The sequence below is a fragment of the Crossiella sp. CA198 genome, from assembly GCF_052078295.1.
In the GTDB taxonomy this organism is placed as follows: domain Bacteria; phylum Actinomycetota; class Actinomycetes; order Mycobacteriales; family Pseudonocardiaceae; genus Crossiella.
This window is the reverse complement of sequence record NZ_JBQJIM010000020.1, coordinates 162,975-184,600: the sequence shown is the minus strand read 5'-3', so window position 1 is coordinate 184,600 and position 21,626 is coordinate 162,975. Positions and strand designations below refer to the sequence as shown.

General features: G+C 70.7%; 23 protein-coding genes. 13 read left to right on the top strand and 10 right to left on the bottom strand.

Translation table 11 applies throughout. The features are described from left to right. The first annotated feature begins 116 nt into the window (after positions 1–116). From ACTOWY_RS31330 to ACTOWY_RS31290, 9 genes are all read left to right on the top strand, one after another. Positions 117–1,094, top strand: coding sequence for an ABC transporter substrate-binding protein (locus ACTOWY_RS31330; protein ID WP_441313213.1), 978 nt, complete (start codon positions 117–119; stop codon positions 1,092–1,094). Further along, on the top strand, positions 1,091–1,891 hold the full coding sequence (locus ACTOWY_RS31325) for an ABC transporter permease (RefSeq protein WP_441313212.1): 801 nt from the start codon (positions 1,091–1,093) through the stop codon (positions 1,889–1,891). Before ACTOWY_RS31330 ends, ACTOWY_RS31325 begins: the two co-directional genes overlap by 4 nt. Next, the gene (locus ACTOWY_RS31320) at positions 1,888–2,670 is read left to right on the top strand and encodes an ABC transporter permease (protein WP_441313211.1); all 783 of its coding nucleotides are present in this window, start codon (positions 1,888–1,890) and stop codon (positions 2,668–2,670) included. The genes ACTOWY_RS31325 and ACTOWY_RS31320 overlap by 4 nt, the downstream gene beginning before the upstream one ends. Positions 2,671–2,699: 29 nt before the next feature. Further along, complete coding sequence (locus ACTOWY_RS31315) at positions 2,700–3,476, top strand: ABC transporter ATP-binding protein (protein ID WP_441313224.1); 777 nt, start codon at positions 2,700–2,702, stop codon at positions 3,474–3,476. A 19-nt stretch (positions 3,477–3,495) separates the two neighbouring features. Next, positions 3,496–4,674 (top strand): 4-hydroxybenzoate 3-monooxygenase, encoded by a 1,179-nt coding sequence (locus ACTOWY_RS31310; protein ID WP_441313210.1) that lies wholly within the window; start codon positions 3,496–3,498, stop codon positions 4,672–4,674. Between the two features lie 11 nt (positions 4,675–4,685). After that, entirely contained in the window at positions 4,686–5,681 is a 996-nt protein-coding gene (locus tag ACTOWY_RS31305; RefSeq protein ID WP_441313209.1) for an ABC transporter substrate-binding protein, read from the top strand. Next, entirely contained in the window at positions 5,678–8,263 is a 2,586-nt protein-coding gene (locus ACTOWY_RS31300) for a sensor histidine kinase (protein ID WP_441313208.1), read from the top strand. The genes ACTOWY_RS31305 and ACTOWY_RS31300 overlap by 4 nt, the downstream gene beginning before the upstream one ends. Next, positions 8,260–8,697, top strand: a complete 438-nt coding sequence (locus tag ACTOWY_RS31295) for a roadblock/LC7 domain-containing protein (RefSeq protein WP_441313207.1) — start codon at positions 8,260–8,262, stop codon at positions 8,695–8,697. The genes ACTOWY_RS31300 and ACTOWY_RS31295 overlap by 4 nt, the downstream gene beginning before the upstream one ends. A gap of 111 nt (positions 8,698–8,808) precedes the next feature. Next, positions 8,809–9,180, top strand: coding sequence for a DUF427 domain-containing protein (locus ACTOWY_RS31290; RefSeq protein WP_441313206.1), 372 nt, complete (start codon positions 8,809–8,811; stop codon positions 9,178–9,180). Here ACTOWY_RS31290 and ACTOWY_RS31285 read toward each other — a convergent pair. The 4 genes from ACTOWY_RS31285 to ACTOWY_RS31270 all read right to left on the bottom strand — a co-directional run bounded on the left by ACTOWY_RS31285 (position 9,177) and on the right by ACTOWY_RS31270 (position 12,809). Further along, positions 9,177–9,875: a TetR/AcrR family transcriptional regulator gene (locus ACTOWY_RS31285; protein ID WP_441313205.1), complete on the bottom strand. Its 699-nt coding sequence runs from the start codon at positions 9,873–9,875 to the stop codon at positions 9,177–9,179. The two genes, ACTOWY_RS31290 and ACTOWY_RS31285, sit on opposite strands and share 4 nt — an antisense overlap. 24 nt (positions 9,876–9,899) lie before the next feature. Then, positions 9,900–10,772, bottom strand: coding sequence for an NAD-dependent epimerase/dehydratase family protein (locus ACTOWY_RS31280; RefSeq protein ID WP_441313204.1), 873 nt, complete (start codon positions 10,770–10,772; stop codon positions 9,900–9,902). Between the two features lie 71 nt (positions 10,773–10,843). Then, positions 10,844–11,689 carry a LysR family transcriptional regulator gene (locus tag ACTOWY_RS31275; protein WP_441313203.1) on the bottom strand — a complete coding sequence of 282 codons (846 nt, stop codon included), beginning with the start codon at positions 11,687–11,689 and terminating at the stop codon, positions 10,844–10,846. 22 nt (positions 11,690–11,711) lie between these two features. Beyond that, positions 11,712–12,809, bottom strand: a complete 1,098-nt coding sequence (locus tag ACTOWY_RS31270; protein WP_441313202.1) for a DNA alkylation repair protein — start codon at positions 12,807–12,809, stop codon at positions 11,712–11,714. Positions 12,810–12,876: 67 nt separating this feature from the next. Here ACTOWY_RS31270 and ACTOWY_RS31265 point away from each other — a divergent pair, with 67 nt between their 5' ends. Then, positions 12,877–13,716, top strand: coding sequence for a TIGR03620 family F420-dependent LLM class oxidoreductase (locus ACTOWY_RS31265; protein WP_441313201.1), 840 nt, complete (start codon positions 12,877–12,879; stop codon positions 13,714–13,716). Positions 13,717–13,730: 14 nt separating this feature from the next. Here the strand turns inward: ACTOWY_RS31265 and ACTOWY_RS31260 are convergent, their stop codons facing one another. Beyond that, positions 13,731–14,087, bottom strand: a complete 357-nt coding sequence (locus ACTOWY_RS31260; RefSeq protein WP_441313200.1) for a hypothetical protein — start codon at positions 14,085–14,087, stop codon at positions 13,731–13,733. A 271-nt stretch (positions 14,088–14,358) separates the two neighbouring features. After that, positions 14,359–14,736: a YchJ family protein gene (locus ACTOWY_RS31255; RefSeq protein ID WP_441313199.1), complete on the bottom strand. Its 378-nt coding sequence runs from the start codon at positions 14,734–14,736 to the stop codon at positions 14,359–14,361. 56 nt (positions 14,737–14,792) lie between these two features. Here ACTOWY_RS31255 and ACTOWY_RS31250 point away from each other — a divergent pair, with 56 nt between their 5' ends. Both ACTOWY_RS31250 and ACTOWY_RS31245 read left to right on the top strand, forming a co-directional pair. Further along, positions 14,793–15,620, top strand: a complete 828-nt coding sequence (locus tag ACTOWY_RS31250) for a class I SAM-dependent methyltransferase (protein ID WP_441313198.1) — start codon at positions 14,793–14,795, stop codon at positions 15,618–15,620. Then, positions 15,617–16,096, top strand: coding sequence for a tetratricopeptide repeat protein (locus ACTOWY_RS31245; protein WP_441313197.1), 480 nt, complete (start codon positions 15,617–15,619; stop codon positions 16,094–16,096). The genes ACTOWY_RS31250 and ACTOWY_RS31245 overlap by 4 nt, the downstream gene beginning before the upstream one ends. A 178-nt stretch (positions 16,097–16,274) precedes the next feature. Here the strand turns inward: ACTOWY_RS31245 and ACTOWY_RS31240 are convergent, their stop codons facing one another. Further along, positions 16,275–17,219: a hypothetical protein gene (locus tag ACTOWY_RS31240; protein WP_441313196.1), complete on the bottom strand. Its 945-nt coding sequence runs from the start codon at positions 17,217–17,219 to the stop codon at positions 16,275–16,277. A 144-nt stretch (positions 17,220–17,363) separates the two neighbouring features. Between ACTOWY_RS31240 and ACTOWY_RS31235 the strand changes: the two genes are divergently transcribed. After that, a complete protein-coding gene (locus tag ACTOWY_RS31235) occupies positions 17,364–18,488 on the top strand; it encodes a hypothetical protein (protein ID WP_441313195.1) in 1,125 nt (374 codons plus the stop codon). Here ACTOWY_RS31235 and ACTOWY_RS31230 read toward each other — a convergent pair. From ACTOWY_RS31230 to ACTOWY_RS31220, 3 genes are read right to left on the bottom strand one after another with little or no spacing between them, the layout of a single operon-like run. Next, positions 18,421–20,223, bottom strand: a complete 1,803-nt coding sequence (locus tag ACTOWY_RS31230; protein WP_441313194.1) for a sensor histidine kinase — start codon at positions 20,221–20,223, stop codon at positions 18,421–18,423. The genes ACTOWY_RS31235 and ACTOWY_RS31230 overlap by 68 nt on opposite strands. Continuing rightward, on the bottom strand, positions 20,216–20,911 hold the full coding sequence (locus tag ACTOWY_RS31225) for a response regulator transcription factor (protein WP_441313193.1): 696 nt from the start codon (positions 20,909–20,911) through the stop codon (positions 20,216–20,218). The genes ACTOWY_RS31230 and ACTOWY_RS31225 overlap by 8 nt, the downstream gene beginning before the upstream one ends. 33 nt (positions 20,912–20,944) lie before the next feature. After that, positions 20,945–21,619 (bottom strand): GntR family transcriptional regulator, encoded by a 675-nt coding sequence (locus ACTOWY_RS31220; protein WP_441313192.1) that lies wholly within the window; start codon positions 21,617–21,619, stop codon positions 20,945–20,947. Positions 21,620–21,626: the final 7 nt, after the last annotated feature.

Here is a 21,626-nt window from a genome sequence, read left to right as displayed (position 1 = left end):
GAATTGAGTCCGACCCGGATGGACGATTTCCCGGAAATGCGGGAACCCCTAGCATCGCCGGGGTGCTGCGGCGGCGAACCCCACACGTAATTCCCATTCCAGCGACCCGGCAGGTTGTGACCACCAGGTTTTCCCTGCGTACCACCGCTTTCGCGCTATCCGGCGCACTGGCCCTGAGCAGCTGCGCCTCCCCGGTCGCCGGTGGTGGCGACACCCCCGGCACCAGCGGCGCGACCACCTCGGTCAGCCTCGGGGTGGTCCCCGTCATCGACGTGGCACCCATCTACCTAGGCAAAGAAAAGGGTTTCTTCAGCAAACGGGGTATCGACCTGCGTTTGGAGACCGGCCAGGGCGGCGCGGCCATCCTGCCCGGGGTGATGAGCAGCCAGCTCACCTTCGGTTTCAGCAACATGACCTCGCTGCTCGTGGCCAGGGACAAGGGCCTCGACGTCAAGGTGGTGGCCAATGGCACCTCCTCGACCGGGAAGTCCGGTGGCGATTTCGGCGCCGTGGTGGTCCGCGGCGACTCCCCCGTGCAGAACGCCAAGGACCTGGCTGGCCGCAGTGTCGCGGTGAACACCCTGAAGAACATCGGCGACACCACGGTGCGTGCCTCGGTGCGCAAGGCCGGCGGCGATCCGGCCGCGGTGAAATTCACCGAGCTGGCCTTCCCGGACATGCCCGCGGCACTGGCCAAGGGCAATGTGGACGCGGCCTGGGTGGTGGAACCCTTCCTCACCATGGCCAAGAACCAGGGCGCCAGGGTGGTGGCCTGGAACTTCGTGGACACCGCGCCGAAACTGACCGTGGCGGCCTATTTCACCTCGGCCAAGGTGCGCACCGAACAACCCGACCTGGTGCGCCGGTTCACCGAGGCGGCCAAGGAATCCGCCACCTACGCCACCGCGCACCCCGATGAGGCGCGGCAGGCGATCACCAGCTACACGAAGATCACCAAGGAGCAGGTGGCCGCGCTGACCCTGCCGGACTGGCCGGCTGAGGTGAACCGCGAATCGGTGGCCGTGCTGGCCGATCTCGCGCCACAGGACGGCCTGGTCTCCGGCAAGCCCGACCTGACCGCACTGCTGCCATGATCCTCACCTCCCCGGTGCGCGGCGCCGGCACCTCGGCCACCACCCTCGGCGCGCTCGGCGTGGCGGGGCTGGCGGTCGTGCTGGAACTGGCGCCGCGCCTCGGGCTGGTGTCCACTGTGTACCTGCCACCGCTGACCGAGATGCTTGGCGCGCTCGCCGCCGAGGCGGCCAGTCCGGTGTTCTGGTTCTCCCTCTACGAAACCCTGCGTGGATGGGCCATCGGCCTGCTGCTCGCGGTGGGCGGCGGGATCCTGCTCGGCGTGCCGATCGGGCTGCTGCCCGTGGTGCGCAAGGCCACCGCCTCCACCATCGAATTCCTGCGGCCGATCCCCTCGGTCGCGCTGGTTCCCCTGGCCGTGCTGCTCTTCGGCACCGATCTGCGCTCGACCCTGCTGCTCGTGGTGTACGCGGCCTTCTGGCAGGTGCTGGTGCAGGTGATCGCCGGGGTGCGCGATGTGGACCCGGTCGCGATGGACACCGCCACGGTGTACCGGCTCGGGCTGTGCGCCAGGGTGCGCCGGGTGGTCTGGCCCAGCGCGTTGCCCTACGTGCTCACCGGGGTGCGGCTGGGCGCGAGTGTCGCGCTGGTGCTCGCGGTCACCGGCGAGCTGGTCATCGGCAGTCCCGGACTGGGCAGGCAGATCGCGCTGGCCCAGTCCAGCGGCGCCATCGCCACGCTGTACGCGCTGGTGCTGGTGACCGGTCTGGTCGGCATGCTGCTCAACCTGGTTTTCCGGGCGGTGGAACGGCATGTGCTGGCCTGGCATCCGGCCGTGCGAGGTGACTCGGTCCGGTGACCGCCAGACTGCTCCGACGCCTCGCCTACGCGGTGGGGCTGCCGGGAGTCCTCTTCGGCCTGTGGTGGTTGTCCTCTTCGGACAGTCAGAACATCTACCTCCCCCCGTTGTCCCGGATCCTGGCCACCTTCGGCGAGGTGTGGTTCTCCGAACGGCTGCTCAACGACGTGCTGCCCAGTCTCGGTCGCCTCGCCTTCGGATTCGCGCTGGCCGCGGTGCTCGGCATCGGTCTGGGTGTCCTCATCGGACTCAACCGGACCGTGCGGCTGGCCACCGAGCCGGTGCTGGAGTTCTTCCGCGCCATCCCGCCCCCGGTGCTGGTGCCGATCCTGATGCTGTTCGCGGGCATCGAGGACACCATGAAGATCACCGTGATCGCCGCGGGCGCGGTGTGGCCGGTGCTGCTCAACACGGTGGAGGGGGTGCGCGGCATCGACGAGGTGCTGCGGGACACCGCCCGGTTGTACCGGCTGCGCGGGGTCACCGTGCTGTGGCACCTGGTGCTGCGCTCGGCCAGCCCGCGGATCTTCACCGGGTTGCGGCAGGCGCTGTCCATCGCGGTGATCCTGATGGTGGTGAGCGAGATGTTCGCCGCCACCAACGGACTCGGCTTCACGATCATCTCCTTCCAGCGCGGTTTCGCGATCCCGGAGATGTGGAGCGGCATCATCCTGCTCGGACTGCTCGGCGTCGCGCTGTCCCTGCTGTTCCGCGTGGCCGAACGCCGCGCGCTGTCCTGGTACCTCGGCCTCCGGCGCGCCCAGCGGGACGACGGATGAGCCGGGACGTCACGGAGGCGAGGCAAGGCATGCTCACGGTGCGGGAGCTGCACAAGGTCTACCCCGGGGAGAACCGGACGGTGGAGGCGGTCCGCGAGGTCAGTCTGGAAGTCGCGGACGGCGAACTGGTCTGCCTGGTCGGACCCTCCGGCTGCGGCAAGACGACCCTGCTCAAATGCCTCTCCGGCCTGCTGCCGCCCACGGGCGGCAGTGTCGCGGTGAACGGGAAACCGGTCACCGGTCCGCCGGTGGAGCTGGCCATGGTGTTCCAGGAGTATGGGCGCAGCCTGTTCCCCTGGCTGACCGTGTGGGAGAACGTGCAACTGCCGTTGCGGCAGAAGAAGATGGCCAAGGCCGAACGGGAACGCCTTGGCAGGCTGGCCCTCTCGGCCGTCGACCTGGCCGGGGACCACGACGCCTACCCGTGGCAGCTCTCCGGCGGCATGCAACAGCGGGTGGCGATCGCGCGAGCGGTGGCCTACCAGCCACGGGTGCTGTTGATGGACGAGCCCTTCGCCGCGGTGGACGCGCAGACCAGGGCCGATCTGGAGGACCTGATCCGCCGGGTGTGGCGGGATCTGCGCGTCACGATCCTGTTCGTCACCCACGACATCGACGAGGCGGTCTACCTGGGCGAGCGGGTGATCGTGCTCTCCAGCGCGCCGACCGTGGTGCAGCAGGAGATCCGGATCGACCTGCCCGCCGAGCGCGATCAGTTGCACACCAGGGCACTGCCGCGTTTCGCCGAGTTACGGGCGGAAGTGTACGAGCAGATCCAGAAAGCCAAAGCGTCCGCGACCCGTTGAGGAAAGGGGGGAATAGCTCGTGCGCACCAGGGTTGGCATCGTCGGCGCCGGACCGGCCGGACTGCTCCTGTCCCACCTGTTGCACCGCAACGGGATCGACTCGGTTGTGCTGGAAACCCGCAGCCGCTCCTACATCGAGAAGCGGGTTCGCGCCGGGGTCCTGGAGGCCCCGACCGTGGAACTGTTGCGCGAGGCCGGCGTGGCCGATCGCCTCGACCGGGAAAGTCTGACCCACCACGGGATCCTGTTGCGCTTCGACGGGGTGGAGCACCGGATCGACTTCGCCGACCTGGTCGGCAAGGCGGTCACCGTGTACGGGCAGCAGGAACTGGTCAAGGACCTGGTCGCCACCCGGCTGCGCGACGGCGGCGACCTGCGGTTCGAGGTGCGGGACGTGCGCCTGCACGGCCTGACCACCGAATCGCCGTGGATCGGCTACACCGACCGGCACGGCAGGCCGCAGGTGCTCGACTGCGCGGTCATCGCGGGCTGCGACGGCTTCCACGGCGTCACCCGTCCGGCCGCGCCCACGCTGACCGCGCTGGAACACCGCTACCCCTTCGCCTGGCTGGGCATCCTGGCCCGCACACCCCCGACCCGTGCCGAGGTGGTCTACGCCGCGCACGACCGGGGTTTCGCACTCGCCAGCATGCGCACCCCCGAGATCAGCAGGCTCTACCTCCAGGTGTCCACAGAGGACACTCCGGCGGACTGGCCTGCCGAGCGGATCTGGGCGGAGCTGAGTGCCCGGCTGGGCGAGGAGATCCGGCCCGGCGAGATCCTGGAGACCATCAACACCGACCTGCGGGCCTTCGTCGCCGAACCCATGCGGCACGGGCGGTTGTTCCTGGCCGGGGACGCCGCGCACATCGTGCCGCCCACCGGCGCCAAGGGCCTCAACCTGGCCATCGCCGACGTCGCGCTGCTGGCCGATGCCTTCACCGCGTTGCTGGCCGAGAACGACGAGCGCCCCGCCGAGTCCTATTCGGACACCGCGCTGCGCCGGGTCTGGCGGGCGCAGCGGTTCTCCTCGCTGATGACCGACATGCTGCACCGCTCCCCCGGCGCGGACAAGTTCCAGCGTTACCTCCAGCTCTCCCAGCTGCACCACACCGTCAGCTCGACCGCCGCGGCGACCAGTCTCGCCGAGGACTACGTCGGACCGCCCTTCGCCCGCACGATCGCCGTGCCGAGTTAGGAAAACCCCCGATGAACCCGCGAACCCGCAGACCCCGCTCAGTCGCGCTGTTACTGTCCCTGCTGCTGTTGGCCACCGGCTGTGGCGTCTTCGGCGGCAGTGCCGGCGGCAGCGGGGCGCCGGTGCAGGAACAGCGGATCCGGCTCGGCATCATGCCGGTGGTCGATGTCGCACCGGTGCACATCGCGCTGGCCAAGGGCTATTTCAAGGCCGAGGGCCTCAAGGTGGAGCTGACCACCATCCAGGGCGGCGGGCCAGGGGTGGCGGGCATGCTCAAGGACGAGCTGGACTTCACCTTCGGCAACTGGGTGTCCTTCTTCGCCGCCGAGGCCAAGGGCACCGCCAAGAACGCCGGCGGCATCAAACTCGCCGCGGACGGCTATCAGGCGCGGGCCAACATGTTCCTGGTGCTCACCGGACCGGACTCACCGATCCGCGGCCCGAAGGACCTGGCCGGCAAGAAGATCGCCATCAACACCTTCAAGAACATCCTGGAGCTGACCGCGCGGGCCACCCTGGAGGCCAACAACGTCGACCCGAAAACGGTGACGTTCGTGGAAATGCCGTTCCCGGACATGCAGGCGGCCCTGCAAAACAAGAAGATCGACGCCGCGTTCATGGTGGAACCCTTCATCAGCAAGGCCGAACGCACCCTGGGCGCGGTCCCGGTGCTGGACGCGGCCAGCGGCCCCACCTCCGACATCCCGATCGCCGGGTACGCCACCACCGGCGCCTTCGCCAAGGCCCATCCCCAGGCGGTGGAGGCGTTCCGGCGGGCACTCAACCGCGGTCAGCAGGACGCGGCCCGCAAGTCCACAGTGGAATCACTGCTGCCCGGCTTCGCCCAGATCGACGCGGAGACCGCGGCACTGGTGCACTTCGGCGTGTACCCGATCAGCATCGACGCCACCCGGCTGCAACGGGTCGCCGACCTCATGCGCACCTACGGACTGTTAGAGGCGCCGATGGACATCAAACCAATGCTGCTCGGCGGGAGCCCGGCATGAGCGAGCACGAGAAGCCCAAGTCCCCCAACGGACGTTCGCTGTCCCCGCGGAACTGGCCACTGCGCAGCAAACTCGCGGTGGTGCTGCTGGTGCCCGCGCTGAGCACGGTGACCCTGGCCGGGTTGCGGCTGAGCAGTCAGCTCGGCGATGTGGACCTGTTCGCCAAGGTGCAGCAGGAACTGCAGATCGCGGGCAAGGTGGTGGCCACCGGCACCGCGCTGCAACGGGAACGCGACGCCGCGGTGTCCTATGTGGCCAGTGGCAGGGCCGCGGGCGGACCCGAGCACAGCAACCGGATCTCCGCGGTGGACCTGCAGGTCGGCGAGTTGCGCGCGCTCGGCGCGGCGGCCACCGGGATCGGCGGCGGGGTACGCGGCTCGTTCGAGGTCGCGCTGGAATCCCTGGACAAGCTAGGCGCGTTGCGGCGCACCGTGCAGGGCACCAAATACCCGGTGGGCGCGACCATCACCGGCTACACCCAGATCATGGACTCGCTGACCCAGGTGCAGCGGGCCGCGACCGCCGGGGTCAACGACCCGGTGCTCACCCCACTGGCCACCGCGGCCAAGGCCCTGGCCGATGCCAAGGAACAGCTCGCGGTGCAGAACGCGATCCTGCAGGCCGCGGCCCGCGCCGAGGAGTTCCCGCCCGGCCAGGTCACCGCGTTGCGCTCGGCCCGCTCCCGCTTCGACGCGGCGCTGGCCGAGTTCGAGAGCACCGCCAGCCTGGCCGACCGGCAGCGCTACCTGGACACCGTCAGCGGACCGCCGGTGGACGGGCTGAACCGGTTGGTGCAGCTGGCGCTGGTGCAGGCCGACGCCGGGCAGCCGGTGACCATCGACGACGTCGAGGTGCTGCGCGACGGTGACCGCACGGTCGCCCTGGTGGCCGAGGTGCTCACCAACATCCAGCAACAGGCGGAGAAATCCGTGGTGACCGTGATCGCGGACGCCCGCGCCGCGGTGTACCGGGACTCCGCGCTGGTCGGTCTGGCCCTGCTGGCCGCGTTCGCGCTGATGATCATGGTGGCGCGCTGGATGCTGGTGCCGTTGCGCGCCCTGCGCGGCGCGGCGCTGGACATCGCGCGGGTGCGGCTGCCCGCGGTGATCAGCCGGATCCGCGCGGAGAAGGACCCCAGGGCCTCGGCGGAGACCGCGGTCGCGCCGGTGCCGGTGCACACCACCGACGAGGTGGGCCAGGTGGCCAGGGCCTTCGACGTGGTGCACAAGGAGGCGGTGCGGCTCGCGGTGGCCGAGATGGCCTTGCGCGCCAACGTCAACGAGATGTTCACCAACCTGTCCCGGCGCAGCCAGGAGATGGTGGAGCGGCAGATCGACCTGATCGACCGCCTGGAACAGGAGGAGCTGGACCCGGACCACCTGGCCCGCCTGTTCGAGCTGGACCACCTGGCCACCCGGATGCGCCGCAACAGCGAGAACCTGCTGGTGCTCTCCGGGACCAGCCCGGAGCGGTGGGTGACCCGGCCGGTGCCGGTGTTCGAGGTGATCGGCGCGGCACTGTCCGAAGTGGAGGCTTACGCCAGGGTCGAGGTGCTGCCGGTGCCGGAGACCCTGATCCAGGGCCGGGTGGTCACCGACCTCACCCACCTGGTGGCCGAACTGCTGGACAACGCGACCGAGTTCTCCCCGCCCACCACCAAGGTCTCGGTGCGCGCGGTGCAGACCCGCTCCGGCAAACTGGTGATCAAGATCAGGGACCGCGGCATCGGGATGAGCCAGGAGGACCTGGCCCGGTTCAACGAGCGGCTGGCCGCCCCGCCCGAGGTGGACGTGTCGGTGACCCGCGCGATGGGCTTGTTCGTGGTCGGCGAACTGGCCAAGCGGCACTCGATCATCGTGCAGCTCAAGGACGACGAGTTCGAGGGCGGCACCACCGCGCTGGTCATCCTGCCCCCGGCGCTGTTGCACAAGGCGGACGCCCCGATCCCCCCGGATCCGTTGCAGCGCAACGGGACCGATGCGAACCCGCTCCCCCGTCCACGGGTTCGCATCGGCCGGGGGGACACCACCGTCCGGGCAGGCACCCCGCACCGGGAACTCACCCTGTCGGAGTGGTTCAGCGCCTCCTGCGGCACCGAGGAACCCCAGGTGCCCGCCCTGCCCGCGCCGCAACGCCCGGTCCGGCCGGACCAGCCCGCGGTCAGCGTCACCTCGACCTGGGCCTCCCCCGCCGACGACGGCTGGCAGGCCGCCGCCGCGCTGTCCGCGCCGGTCGAGCACAACGCGACCGAGGCCGGACTGCCCAAGCGAGTGCCGAAATCCTTGCTGGTGCCCGGTTCCCCGCAGCGGCGGCACGCGCTGGTGGAGAAACCCGCACCCCGGCCGGGGCCAGGGCCGAACGCGGAGCATCTGCGGGACCGGTTCTCCGCCTACCAGCAAGGCGTCCGGCAGGGCCGGGAATCCACCGACGACCACACCCCGCCGCCGGGGACCTTCGGCGGCGCGGTCACCGGCAACGACCACCACACATCGGGGATCCCCAGCCAATCCGGCGGTCCCCGTGTCCCCGCGGAGGATCCGCTGGCGGACGACCGAATTCTGGCGAACAAGGAGCGGCAGTGAGCAGCGAGACCGAACGGCTGGCGGACTTCCACTGGCTGGTCGACGATTTTGTCAACCGGGCGGCCGGGGTCTCCCACGCGGTGGTGCTCTCCGCCGACGGCCTGCTGCTGGCCGGCTCCAACCGCCTGCCCGGTCAGCGCGCCCAGCAGTTGTCCGCGGTGGTGTCCGGGCTGGTCAGCCTGACCAGCGGGGCGGCCAGGTGCTTCGAGTCGGGCGAGGTGAAGCAGACCATCGTGGCGATGGAACGCGGGTACCTGTTCCTGATGACGATCAGCGACGGATCCTGTCTGGCCGCGCTGGCCGCGCCGACCTGCGATATCGGCATGGTGGGGTACGCGATGGCGCGCCTGGTCGAGCGGGTCGGGCCACAGCTGACGCCGGAGTTGCGGGCGCAGTTGCACGCGGCCGCGGCGGTGCCGGCGATGCGCAACTGAGCAGGGTGGCGGTGCCGGTTTTCGCGTCTCTACCGACCGGTCGGTAGAGACGCGCGGAACAAAGCACCCGGATCCGGGGTTCTGGCCAGGAGAACCCAGTGGAGGTATGTCATGGCGGAGAAGAAGGTCCTGGAACCGGGCCCGGACCACCCGATCACCATCGAGCCGCACCGGGGCCGGGTGGTGGTGCGGGCCGGGGACACCGTGCTCGCCGACACCAGCGCCGCCCTGACGCTGCGGGAATCCACCTACCCGGCGGTGCTCTACATCCCGCGCGCGGACACCACAGTCGAGAACCTCACCCGCACCGAGCAGTCGACCTACTGCCCGTACAAGGGTGAGGCCGCCTACTTCAGCGTGCCCGCACTCGGTGTGCGCGGGGAGAACTCGGTGTGGACCTACGAGACCCCGTACCCGGCGGTCGCCGAGATCAAGGAGCACGTGGCCTTCTACGCCGACCGCGTGACGATCAGCGAGTCCTAGCCGGCGAGGCGGCGCAGCCACTCGCGCAGCAGGTGCGCCTCGCCGTCGCTGAGTCCGGCCGGATCGCCGTCCAGGGCGGCCAGCAAAGCCACCGCCGCGGTCGGCACGGTGACCTCGCCCGCGGCGGCCGGGGCGTCGGTGAGCAGGGCGTCGATCACATTGTCCCGCAACCGATCGGACAGTCCCAGGTCCCTGGCGGGTTCCGGCTGGGCGATCAGGCTGAGGGCGACGCCGACGTTGGCGGCCACGATCTGCCGGGCCGCCTCCGCCGGGGTCACCCGCAGCCTGCCCTGCTGGGCGATCCGGCGCAGCAGTTCCAGCAGCATGGCCTCGGCGGCGCCGGTCAGCGCACACGGCGCGCCGGGTTCGACCTGGCCATAGAGCAGCACGTAGAAGCCGGGATGGTCCAGGCCGAACCGGACGTGGTTGTCCCAGCCCCGGCGCAGCGCGGCCACCGGATCGCCCTCGGGCACCGGCTCCTCGTCCAGGTACTGACTGAGGCCGTAGTCGGCGACGCTGTCCAGCAGGCCCTGCTTGCTGCCGAAGTGGTGGTACAGCGTCGGCGCCTGCACCCCGGCCCGCTCGCAGATCGCCCTGGTGGAGACCTTGCCGTCTGGGGAAGCGTGCAGGAGCTGACCGGCGGCGAGCAGCAGTCGGTCCCTGGTGGCGCTGCTCCCCCGCCGCTTCTCGGTCATATAGCAACTATAGCGTTTGACTCTCTACCGACCGGTCGGTTGGGACAGCTCCACCAGCGGATCGGTGTGCCGGGGGGTCCAGCCGAGTTCGCGGCGGGCCCGTGCGCCGCTGACCCGCTGATCCAGGGACAGCGCTTCGGCGAGCATGCCGAGCTGGGCCTCGACCTGACCGGGGTCCAGGTTGGCCACGGTCACGCCGACCGATTTGGCCACCGCGCCCAGCACCTCGGCCTGGGTCGGGAAGGTGTCCAGGGCGGCGGAGTACCTCGATCCGGCCGGGGCGGACAGGGCCAGGGCGTACAGCTCGGCGATGTCCTCGACGTGCACCAGCGACCAGCGGTTGCCGCCATCGCCGATGCACGGCACCACCCCGGTGGCCCGGCCGGGCGCGGCGAAGACCTGCTCGATGATGCCGCCGCCGTTGCCGTAGACCAGGCTGGGCATGACCAGCACCGGGTGCCCCCCAGTGTCAGCGTGCGCGAGCACGATGCGCTCGTTCTCGGTGCGCCAGGCGGTGATCCGCGGCGGGCGGTGCGGGGCGGTCTCCTCGGCGACGCCGTCGGTATCGCCGAAGACCCAGGTGCCGCCGGTGTGCAGGTACGGGCCGCGGCCGTCGAGTCCGGCGAGCAACGCCTGCGCGGCGGCCAGGTCGATCACCTGGGCGTCCGCGCTGAACACCTGGCCGAGGTGGATCGCCGCGTCCGCGGTGGCGGCATTGGCGCGCAACACATCCAGGTCGGTCAGCGCACCGGGCACGGGGGTCGCGCCGAGCCCGGCGACCAGGGTGGCGGCGGAGTCGCTGCGGGTCAGTGCGGTGACCTGGTGGCCGTGGCCGCGCAGCACGGGAATGAGATGGCGGCCGAGGTAGCCGGAGCCGCCGGTCAGGAAAATGTTCATGCCAGCAGTCTGTGTCCGAACAAAGCCGCAGGTCCAAGACCTGTTCCGACGTCTGTGATGCCCGGCGGGTATCAGACTGCGGCGGCGATGGCGGCGAACTCGGCCAGCAACGGGTTACGCCGGGTGCTGTCCCAGGCCAGGCAGACCCGGTTCGGCGCGAGGTCGGTGATCGGGATGTGCGTGACATCGGGCCGCTGGTAGAAGCTGATCGCGGACATCGGCAGCACGACCACCCCGTGCCCGGCGGCCACGTGTTCCAGCTTCTCCTCCATCGTGCGCAACACCGGCCCCGCACCCGGCCCGCCACCGCGGGCCAGGTCCCGCCACTCCGGCACGGCGGCCGGGACCTGCAGCAGGTGCTCGTCGGCGAGGTCGGCGATCTCCACCGTCTCCTTGCCCGCCAGGCGGTGATCGGCGGGCACCAGCACCGCCCGGGGATCGGTGAACAGGTCCCGGACGGTCAGCCCGGCCGGGTCGATCGGTTGGCGCACAAAGCAGACGTCCACCTGGCCGTCGTGGATGACCGCGGTCTGCTCGGTCCACTCCACCCGCCGCACGTCCACGGTCAGCTCCGGATGGCGGCGGCTCAGCTCGCGCACCGCGGCGGTGACGATCAGGCCGGGCATGAACCCGACGGTGAACCGGTCCCCGCGGGCGGCCCGGCCGACCCGGCGGCGCAACGCCTCCGCGCCTGCCAGCAGCGGCCGGGCGTCGGCGAGCAACTGCTCCCCGGCCGGGGTCAGCTCGGTGGCCCGCCGGTCCCGGCGGAACAGCTGGACCTTGAGTTCCTCTTCCAGGACCCGGATCTGCCGGGACAGCACGGGTTGCGCGATGTGCAGCACTTCGGCGGCCCGGCCGAAATGCAGCTGTTCGGCGACCGCGACGAAGTAACGCAGCTTGCGCAGGTCGACGTCCATGCCACCTCCCGCGCCGAAGGTATCAGCCGGTGAGCCGGAAGGCGGTCCGGCCGGACGCGGCGCCGTTGACCTGCACCTCGATCTCGTGCTCGCCCGGGTAGTACACGCGAGTGCTGATCACCTTGAAGGAATGCCTGCGGGAGAAGGTGATCCGCTCCCCAGGCGCGAGCACACAGGTGGTCAGCTTGAACACCTTGGGGGTGCGTTTGCCGTTGGCCTTGAGGTGGTGCAGCACGTAGTCCACGGCCAGGGTGGCCGCGCTCGCGCCGGTGTTCTCCAACCGCACCTCGAACGGCAGTTCGGCGCCGATCGCGACCGTGCGCCCGGCCAGCTCCGGCCCGTGCACCAGGACCCCGGCGGCGGGGGCGAAACCCAGTAGCGCCAAGGCTTCCGGGTGACCCTTCTTGATCAGCGTGCGCAACGCGTGCCGGACCAGCCGGGGCGTGTGCTCGTCCGGTGCGGCCAGCCAGCGGGCCGCGGTCGCCACCACCAGGTCGCCCTCGGTGCGGCTGAGATCGTTGAGGTGGTTGGCCACCGAGCGGCGCACGTACTCGCTCTCGTCCCGGTACAGCGCGTCCAGGACCGGGATGGTGCACTCCGGGCGGTCCAGGATCGGCCGGACCTTGCGCGCCCACGGCAGGTGCGCCCTGGTGCCCTCGCTGGCCAGCCTGCGCACGTGTTCGTCCGGATCCCGGGTCCAGGTCTGGATGATCGGCAGCGCCTGGTCCAGATCGGCCGACAGCAGCGGGCGGATGGCGAACTCGGCGGTCAGCCGCGGGGTCAGCGCGGCGAGCAGGGCCAGGGCGTCGGCGATGGCGGGCGGGTCCTGGGCGAGGGCGCGCGCGGACACCGCCTCGGTGACCGGCCAGACCAGCCAGCCGGTGAACTCCGGATCGGCCAGCGCGGCCCGGAATTGTCGGTCCAGGCTGGGATAGTCGCCGGGCAGGTCGGCCAGCAGCGCGTCCTTGAGCAGGTCGCTGCGCTCGCGCAGGCTCAGCCCGGCCAGTCCCTTGGCCGCGCGGCGCAGCGCGGGCAGCCGGGAACCGGGCGCGATCCGGGCGATGCCCCGGACCAGGCAGGCGGCGACGTCAGGGCCGAGCAGCTCGTCCGCGGTGGGCATGCGACTCCCGTTCCAGGTGCTATGTTTGCTATACAGTGGACTATAGCAGCACCTCAAGGAGGATTCGGTGACCACCCGACTCGGCACGCACGGCGTGTGGCTGGCCCCGCAGCACACCCCCGCACTGACCGGCTACGTCCAGGAGGCGGAGGACCTCGGCTACGGCACCGCCTGGATCGGCCACGGCAACGCCGCCGTGGGCGAACTCGAACAGCACGACGCGCTGCTGTCCGCGACCAGGACGATCACCGTGGCCAGCGCGATCGTGAACATGTGGACCAACGAGCCCGAGGCGGTGGCCCGCGGTTTCCACCGGATCGCGGACCGGCACGGCGAGCGGTTCCTGCTCGGTGTCGGCGTCGGCCATCCGGAGGCGGTGGCGGTCTACCAGAAGCCCTACGCCAAGGTCGTGGAGTACCTGGACCGCCTCGATGAGGCCGGGGTGCCGCGGAAGTCGATCGTGCTGGCCGCGCTCGGCCCGAAAACCCTGAGACTGGCCGGGGAACGCACCCTCGGCGCGGCCCCGTACCTGATGCCGACCGCGCACACCGCGCACGCCCGCGAGCTGGTCGGCGACGGACTGCTGGTGCCCGAGCAGACCCTGGTGGTGGACGCCGATCCGGCGCGGGCCAGGGCAGCCGCGCGGGAGTTCCTGGACGTCTACCTCGGCCTGCGCAACTACATGGGCACCCTGGTCAAGCACGGGCTGACCGAGCAGGAGGTGGCCCGGCCGGGCAGTGACCGGATGATCGACCTGGTGGTCCCCTCCGGCAGCCCCGAGCAGCTGGCGGAACGGCTCGCCGAGCAGGTCAAGGCGGGTGCGGACCACGTCGGCATCCAGGTGGTGACCAGGGACGCCGGCGATCCGATGCCGGGCTACCGGGCCCTGGCCAAGGTGCTGTGGTGAGCTGATCCGCGCGGTCAGTGGCTGCTGACCGCGCCCGCGCCCAGGGACAGGTGGTGCGCGACCAGGTCCAGGACCCGGTTCAGCCTGGCCACCTCGTGGTTGAACACGGCGAAACGCAGCGGTCCGTGGCGGGCACGGCGGGCGAAGAGCCGGGTCTGGTGCACCACGAACCGGGCCGGGCCGACCGCGCTGTCGGTGGACAGTCCGCCGCTCTCCCTGTCCAGCACCGACTCGATCCGGTCGGCGAGCTGGTCGGCCTTGTACGCCTGGGCGGCGGCCAGTTCCTGCAGGGTGCTCGGCGCGCTGCGTTCGGCCGCGGGCAGCAGCGGCTCGAACCGGTCACGCCCGGAGAGTTCGGCCCACAACATCACCCCTAGAGCCTGGTTGGCCACCCGGAGCACGGACGCGTGTTGACCACGTGGCGACCCTCCGTTGACTTTTGGCGTCACTCCGACGGGTTAACCATTGCTCCGATTCGCCAAACTCGGCTGCCGCCGAAAGATCCATAACGCGGCTACGACCGGTGCGCCCATCCGCTCACCCCGGCGGGTTTCCGCAGCTCACCGGGATGACGATGCCGACCGCGGAACCGGGAGACCGGCAGAAACATCATCAGATGGAGTGCGTTGAGGCCGGTCCCGCTCAGCCGATCGGCGCCAGGTACACCCATGCCCCGTCGACGCGCTCGAACCGGCTGTTCTCGTGCAGCCGGTCGTCCTTGTCCTGGTAGCGGTAGTGCGCGTTGAACTCGACCGTGCCCTCCTGGTGGAACAGCCCGCCGCCGGTGGCGCCGAGGATCTCCAGGTGGGTCCAGCGCAGGTCGGTGTCGAAGTCGACCTCGGCCGGGCGGGTCCGCGGGTGCCAGCTGCGCAGCAGGTACGCCTCGTCCCGGAGCGCGTACGCGCTGAACCGGGAGCGCATCAGCAGTTCGGCGGTGGCGGCGGCGCGTTCGCCGCGGTGCAGCGCACCGCAGCAGTCCGGGTAGGACGTGGGCAGGCCGCAGGGACAGGATTTCGCCATGCCGTCATTGTCCGCAGCGGTGGCCCGGCGACGGCAACCGGGCCGATACTGACCGCATGGACCGCGAGAAGGTCGACCTCACCGGCGCTCCGGCGACCATGCTGGCCACCCTCTACAGCAAGGCGATGGACTCCCGCGCGCCCGATTCGGTGCTGCACGACGAGACCGCGGCGCGGGCGGTGGACCGGATCGAGTACGACTTCGCCCGCACCGGCCTGCGCGAACGCGACGGGATCTCGGCGGTGCTGCGCTCCAAGGAGTTCGACCGCCGCGCCCAGGCCGTGCTGGACCGGCACGCCGAACTGACCGTGCTGCACCTGGGCTGCGGCCTGGACACCCGGGTCTACCGCCTGGCCCCGCCGCCCACGGTGGCCTGGTACGACATCGACTACCCCGAGGTCATCGCGCTGCGCCGCCGCCTCTACCCCGAGCGCCCCGGCCTGCGGATGATCGGCTCCTCGGTCACCGACCCGGGTCTGCTGGCCGACATCCCGGGTGACCGCCCGGTGCTGGTGATCGCCGAGGGCGTGACCCTGTACCTGCGCACCGCCGAGGGTCTGGCCACCTTCCGGCGCGTTGTCGAGCACTTCCCCGCGGGCACGCTGATCTTCGACGGCTACAGCTCGGCCGGGATCTGGGTGCAGCAGCGCACCGGCGTGGTCAAGGCCTCGGGTTCCCGCCTGGAGTGGGCCATCGACGCCCCCGGGGACCTGGTGCGGGAGGTGCCCGGCCTGGTGTTCGACCAGGAGTGGTGGTTCCCCGGTCCGGCGGATCTGCGCGCGCACTACCCGTGGTTCCAGCGCCAGGTGTTGCGGGCGCTGTTCGCCTCCCCGTTCAAACGACTCGGCCGGGGCCTGACCTACCACTTCGGGAGCCCGTCATGACCGACCCGGAATGGGAGGGCCGCCTCGCCGCGACCTGGGCCCAGCGGTACACAGTGGACGGACACGAGCTGGTGCTGCGGGTCGAGGACCTGGCCGCCGAACTCCCGCCGTGCAACCCGGTGGCCGCGTTCGAGCGCGCGTGTTCCTGGGATGCCTCCGGGCACAGTGACCGCGCTGTTCCGCTGTATCGCGAGGCGCTGGAGCGTGGTCTGGACGAGCATCGGCGGCGGCGGGCGGTGATCCAGCTGGCCAGTTCGTTGCGGAACCTGGGCGAGGCGGAGGAGAGCGTCCGGCTGCTCACCGCGGAACGTGAACGCACCTCCGACGAGCTGGACGACGCGGTCCGCGCCTTCCTGGCCCTCGCCCTGGCCGACTGCGGCCGCGACCGCGAAGCTCTCGCGGTGGCGATGGAAACCCTGTCCCCGCACATCCCCTGCTACCAACGAGCCCTCAGCACCTACGCCCGCCAGCTCTGACCTCGCGCGCGCGTGTTGGCCGTTGTCGTACGCCGAGTTGGCCAAAGTGGTACGCCGAGTTGGGCCTAATGGGCGTACGAGTTGGGCCAAGTCGGCGGGCGGCGGTCCGGAACGGCCAACGTGGGGTACGAGTTCAGCCAACGTGGCGTACGACAACGGCCAACACGCGGGCAGAGGGTCAGGGGAAGGCTCGGAGGGGGAGGCGGTAGGCGACTCGGCGGGCGGAGACGCGGAGGCCGAGGGCGACCAACGCCTGCCACAGCACGCGGTCCCGGGTTTCGGTCAGCTCCACCAGGAGCACCTCCGGGTGACCCTGCCGCAGTTCCCGCACCGCGTGGCTGATCAGCGCGGCCAGCTCCAGTGGGAAGGCGCCGTGGTGGTGTACCCGGGCGATCACCGCCTTGACGCCGTCGCAGACCACGTTGAGCTGGGCCAGTACCTCGCCGGTGCCGGTGCGCAGGTCGGCGCGCAGGTCGGGGTCCAGGGCGGTCAGGTCCAGGCGGATGTCCTCCGGGGTGTGCGGGTGGCCGGTGCTGGCGGTGTGCAGTTCGGCGTAGCGGTGGAGTTCCTCGGCTACCGGTGCGACGGTGGTGCAGCGGGTGCGGGCGGTGGGGATGTCGGCCGGGGGCTGCCAGAACTGGAGGCTGGGGATGAGCCAGCGGCGGGACAGTTCGCGGTGTTCGGCGGCGCCCAGGGCCTGGGCCAGCTGGTAGTCGATCTCGTCGTCGGTGCTGGACCACAGCAGGGCGGTGCGGTCGCGGTCCCTGGCCAGGGTCGCGGCGGCGTCGACCAGGGTGGCCAGCAGGGCCAGTTCCTGGTCGGTGAGGCCGAGGAAGAGCGGGAAACCGTTGGCGAGCTGGTCGGCCTCGCGTTCGGCCAGGGTCCAGTGCACGGTGGCCGCAGGCGCCTCGTCCACGAGCACGGCCCAGCCCACCACCTCGTCCTCGTCCTTGGCGACCAGGGTGGCCAGCAGGCCGTGCACCGGCTCGGCTTCGAGCGGGTCCAGGCCCGCGGTGCGGCGCAGCTCGGCGTGCAGGGCGGCGGGCAGCGCCGGATCGGTGCTGGACTCGACGGTGTAGCGGCTCCAGGCGGCGACGGCGTGTTCGATGGTGCTGGTGTTCACAAACCCAGTCTGTGCAGGTCGCGGGCTGCCAGCCAGGTTGTGCGGGGATCTGTCACGAGTTCCGCACAGGAGTCGAACAAGTTCTGCGGGATCCGATCAGTTGACTCACGATGAGCCGGAGATCAGCAGAACGGAGCGCGGTCGATGTCGGATCAACAGCGGCGGCAGTCGGAACGGTGGTTCCGGGCGCAGGGGCTGCCGTGGCTGGTGCACGGGCGCAACACCTTCGGCGAGACCCTGTTGCGCGCCGCGCCCGCGTTGACGGCGCTGCTGTGCTACGACCTGATGACCACCGAGTTCGAGTTGCTGGTGCCCGACAGTGACGAGCAGTTCGACGCCTTCCTGGACGATCCGCTGTACCTGCTGCTCTACTTCGCCAACTTCGCGCTGGTCTACGCGGTGCCCGCGGTGCTCGCCTGGCAGGTGCTGCGCTGGTCCCAGGATCGCGACGCCAGCGCGCTCTCCACCGTCGCGGTGCTCGCCCTGTGCCTCGGCGAGGTCATCGGCGTTCCGGTGGTCGATCACCTGGCCGGGGTCGCCGACTGGCACTGGTCCTACGCGCTGGAAGGGCTGATCTGGGACCTGGCGATCATCGCGCTGGCCGCGGCCGGGGCGGGCGCGGTGTTCGTGTGGGCGTTGCGGGTTGCGTTGCGGCAGTTGCGGGTGCTGGGTTTGCTGGCCACCAGGGCGTTGCCGCTGCTGCTGTTGTTCGTCACGTTCTTCTTCTACAACGCCGAGGTCTGGCAGATCACCTCGCACCTGCCGCGGCCGATGCTGTGGGGTGTGCTGAGCCTGTTCGCCGCGGTGGGCCTGCTGTTCCTGTTCGCGGTGGCCCAGGACGAGCTGCGGGATCTGGCCAAGGAACTCGGTCCGGAGCGGATTCCGTTGCGGCGCAGGGAGAACGCGAACCTGGTCGCGGTGCTCGCGGTGGCCCAGGCGTTGCAGGCTGCGGTGTTCGGGTTGCTGGTGTTCGGTTTCTTCCTGTTGCTGGGGTCGATGTCGATCCGGCCGGAGGTGATCAAGATGTGGATCACCAAGGATCCGTCCACCGGCAAGCTGTTCAACGTGCTGCTGCCGGTGTCCCAGGAACTGGTGCAGGCCTCGATGTTCCTGGCGGTGTTCTCCGCCCTGTACTTCGTCACCGCGGTCTTCAGCGACGGCAAGTACCGGGACGCGTTCTTCCACCCGCTGCTGGGCCAGATCACGGTGTCGCTGGCGGAGCGGCAGAAGTACCTGACCCGCTGGCCGCGGCGGGTAGCCGCAACGTGAACGCCGAGCCCTGACCCAGCGTGCTGGTCGCGGTGACCGCGCCACCCTGCGCCTCGGTCAGTCTGCGCACGATGACCAGGCCGAGCCCACTGCCCCCGGTGCGCCGGCTGCGCGATTTCTCCGCCCGCCAGAACCGGTCGAAGACCAGCGGCAGTTCCTCGGGGTCGATGCCGGATCCGTTGTCCGCCACCGTGATCAGCACGTCCGGACCGTCCGCGCGGGCGGAGAGGGTGATCCGGCCGCCGCGCGCGGTGTGCCGCAACGCGTTGCTCACCAGGTTGGCCACCGCCTGCCGCAGCCGCACCGGATCCGCCTGCACGACAAGGGTTTCCGGTGCGTCCACGGCCACCGTCAGCCCGAGTTCGGCGGCCTGGGCCTGGTTGGCCATGGCCACGCTGAGCAGGGTCTCGGCCACCGGCAGCCGCTGCGGGTGCAGCCGGAGCTGACCCGATTCGGCCAGCGCCAGGTCCTGCAGATCGTCGATGAGTTGTTGCAGGGTCAGGGTTTCCGTGAGCAGCACGTTCACCAGGTCGGGTTCCATCGGACGCTGCCCGTCGGCGGCGGCCTCCAGCCAGCCGCGCAGCGTGGTGAGCGGGCTGCGCAGCTCGTGCGAGATGTCGCCGATCATGTCCCGGCGTTGCCGCTCGGCCTGTTCCAGGTGTGCGGACAGCTCGTTGAACACCGCGGAGAGCCGTCCGATCTCACCGGCGTCCTTGACCGCCACCCTGGCCGAGGTGTCGCCGTCGCGCATGCGTTCGGCGGTGGCGGCCAGCGCGTGCACCGGGCGCAGCAACCGGGTGGCCAGGTAGGCGCTGACCCCGACCATCACCAGCAGCACCAGGCCACCGGCCAGCACCAGCGGCCAGGCCCCGGCCGCGGTCAGCCCGGCCACCCCTGGCGGATCGGCCACGAACAGCAGCGCGGAGGGGGCGATGAAGGTGACCAGCTGGTGCCTGCGGCTCTCGGCCAGGCAGGTCAGCAGCTCATCCTCGTCATCGCGGTCCTCCGGGACGACGATCTCGCCTTCCTCACCCAGTTCCAGCCGCACCGGCAGCGCCCCGCGCTCACGCAGGCAGCCCTCCACCCGGCCGGACAGCTCGGCCAGCGCCGCCTTCTCGGTGGCACTGGGTACGCGCAGTTCGCCCGCGCGGCAAGGGTTCTCGGTGTCGGTGTAGTAGTTGGCGGCCACCGACCGGTCGTTGTTGAGCACCTCCACCGCGGACCGCGAACCGTTGCGCCGCAGGCAGTCCACCACCTCACGGGCCCGGTTCGCGGATCGCTCCCGCTCGGCCGCGCTCAGCCGGAACGGCCCCACCGCGCGTGGGTCGATGCCGTCCAGGGCCCCCTCACTGGTCAGCGCCGGGTTGAGTTCCATCGGGTCCACTGTGGACGCTGCCTTGGCGGGCAAGGGGGTGCCGGGCGCGGAGTCCACGATGACCGTGCGGTCCCTGGTGGTCAGCGCGATCCGCCTGCCGGTGCCATTGGCCAGTCCGGTGGCCAGCGAGCCGACCTCGTCCCAGCGCGGGTGGGTGGCCGCGTAGCCCAGCAGGGACTGGTAGATGGTGGTGTCCTCGGCCAGGGTCTGGCCCTGTTCGGCCCGGATGGCCCTGCTGGTGCTGTTCGCGGCCAGCCAGGCGGTGACCGCGACCGTGCACGCGCCGACCAGCACGGTGGCGGCCAGCAGCCGGACGAACATGCGGTGCCGCAACGGGACCGAGCGGGTCGACTCAGGCATCGGCGGGCTGCTCGGCGAGTTTGTAGCCGACGCCGTACACGGTGAGCAGGTACTCCGGGTTGCGCGGCGAACGCTCGATCTTCTTGCGCAGGTTCATGATGTGCACGTCGATGGCCCGTTCGGTGACGAACTCGTGCCCGAACACCTGCTCGATCAGCTGCCGCCGCTCGAACACCCGGCCCGGCGCGGCGGCCAGCGCGGCCAGCAACCGGAACTCCGCGGCCGCGCAGTCCACCCGCTGTCCGCGCATGGTCACCTCGTGCCGCACCGGATCCACCACCAGTTCCCCCACCCGGTACCGCGGTTCGGGCGCGGCCGCGGTGTGCCTGCCCCGCCACAGCAACGCGCGCACCCTGGCCATCAGCTCACGCGGGCTGTACGGCTTGGTGAGGTAGTCGTCGGCGCCCGCGGCGAACCCGCGCAGCAGATCGTCCTCTGTGGACCGTGCGGTGAGCATGAGCACCGGCAGGTCGAACTCCGCCCGCAGCGACCGGCACACCTCGACGCCCTCCACCTCGGGCAGCATCAGGTCCAGCACCAGCAGGTCCGGCCGCCGGGCGCGGACCAGGCGCAACGCGGCGTGGCCGTCCTCGGCCACCTGCACGGTGTGGCCCTCCCGGCTGAGCTGGAAGGTCAGCAGCTCGGCCTGCCTGGGGTCGTCCTCGGCCACGACGATGTAGGCGCACACGGGCCCATTATGGACAGTGCGGCCGACCGGCTGTCAGAACCGGGCCAGCAACCGGTCCCTGGCGATCTCCAGGTGCTCGGTCATCGCCTTGCGCGCGGCCACCGCCTTGCCCTCGATCAGCGCGGCCACGATCAGCCGGTGCTCCTCGATGGTCTGCTCCCCCGCCGGTTGCTGGTAGGACAGCCGGAAGAAGTGCAGGTGACAGTGGGTGCGGCTGAACGCCTGCTCGACCGCGGCGTTGCCTGCCACGCGCAGGATCAGCTGGTGCAGCCGGGTGTCGTGCGCGGACAGCAGCTTGTACCCGTCATAGCCGTCCCCGCTGGGCGCGCTCGGGCAGCTGGCCAGTTCGGCCGCCAGCTCCGCGGCGAAAGCCTTGGTCATGGCCTTCGCCGCGGTGGCCGCGCTGGGCGGTTCCAGCAGCAGGCGGAGGCCGTACATGTCCTCGACCTCCTTGCGGGTCAGCAGCGGGGTGGTGCGGTAGCCGCGCAGTGGCAGCCTGCTGACCAGGCCCTCCGACTCCAGCCGGGCCAGCGCCTCGCGCACCGGGGTGCCCGAGACGTCCAGTTCGCGGGCCACCTCGTCGATGTTGACCCGCGCACCCGGCTCGATGCCGTGGTTCATGATCAGCGCGCGGATCTGCTCGTACACCCCGTCCGCGAGCACCTGGCGCCCCGGCAAGGCCACCATCCGCCTGCCCCCGTCCGACACAACACCC